Consider the following 1,232-nt stretch of genomic DNA (forward strand, 5'->3'; position numbering starts at 1 on the left):
CCGGCGGCCCGGGGCCGCCGCTCGGACTCTCCCCGGTCCGAGCACTCGCCCCGGCCCCGCCGGGCCCGGCCGGTACAGCGGTCGACCGCCCGGCGGTGGAACCGGTTCCGGAACCGGAGGGCCGCCCGAACTCCCCAGCTCCGTGGCATCGTGTAGGTCCACGTCCGCCGGTGTGCGACGGACACCACGAGAGGGAGAACCCCCACATGGAGGAGCGGCTCTGCCGCCGGTTCGGCCGAAAGCTCTCGGTCATCGGCCTGGGTACCTGGCAACTCGGCGGCGACTGGGGCCAGTTCTCCGACGAGGACGCGCCCGCCCTGCTGGACGCCGCCATCGCCTCCGGCGTCACCTTCTTCGACACCGCCGATGTCTACGGTGACGGACGCAGCGAACGTCTCATCGGTGACCACCTGCGGTCCCGCCCCGGCCACGGCATCACCGTCGCCACCAAGTTCGGCCGCCGCGCACCGCAGGAGGCCGAGAGCTACACGCTGGCCAACTTCCGCTCCTGGACTGACCGTTCCCGTACCAACCTGGGCGCCGACATCCTGGACCTGGTCCAACTGCACTGCCCGCCGAGCGAGGTCGTCGCCTCGGACGCCGTGTACGACGCGCTCGACCGTCTCGTCGAGGAGGAGCGGATCCGCGCCTACGGCGTGAGCGTGGAGAGCTGCGACCAGGCGCTCGACGCCATCGCCCGCCCCGGCACCGCGAGCATCCAGATCATCCTCAACCCGTTCCGACTGAAGCCGCTGGAGCGGGTCCTGCCGGCGGCCGAGGCAGCGGGCGTGGCGGTCATCGCCCGGGTGCCGCTCGCCTCCGGCCTGCTCTCCGGCCGGTACACCGAGGAGACGACCTTCGCCCCGGAGGACCATCGGACGTACAACCGCCACGGCGAGGCTTTCGACCAGGGCGAGACCTTCTCCGGGGTCGACTTCGCCACCGGGGTGCGGGCCGCCCGGGAGTTCGCCGAGCTGGTGCCCGAGGGGGCCACCCCGGCACAGACGGCGCTGCGGTGGATCATCCAGCAGCCCGGTGTCACCACGGTCATCCCCGGCGCCCGCAACGTCGAGCAGGCACACGCCAACGCCGCCGCTGCCGACCTGCCGGCCCTCTCCGAGGAGACGCTGACCGCCGTGGCGGAGCTGTACGCCCGGGAGATCCGCGGCCAGGTGCACCACCGCTGGTGAGCCCGCCCCGGTGAGGCCGCGGCGCACCGCCGTGGCCTCACC

The 1,232-nt window shown here is 73.2% G+C and carries 1 protein-coding gene; it reads left to right on the forward strand.

All coding sequences use genetic code 11. The annotated features are described in order from the left end of the window. Nucleotides 1-206 precede the first annotated feature (206 nt). Nucleotides 207-1,190 (forward strand): aldo/keto reductase, encoded by a 984-nt coding sequence (locus HCJ92_RS24160; protein WP_167935726.1) that lies wholly within the window; start codon nucleotides 207-209, stop codon nucleotides 1,188-1,190. Nucleotides 1,191-1,232: the final 42 nt, after the last annotated feature.

The sequence above is a fragment of the Streptomyces spiramenti genome, assembly GCF_012034385.1.
In the GTDB taxonomy this organism is placed as follows: Bacteria; Actinomycetota; Actinomycetes; order Streptomycetales; family Streptomycetaceae; genus Streptomyces; species Streptomyces spiramenti.

Coding starts and splice junctions, on each gene's coding strand:
- HCJ92_RS24160 (WP_167935726.1), top strand. CDS start 207: ATGGAGGAGCGGCTCTGCCGCCGGTTCGGCCGAAAGCTCTCGGTCATC.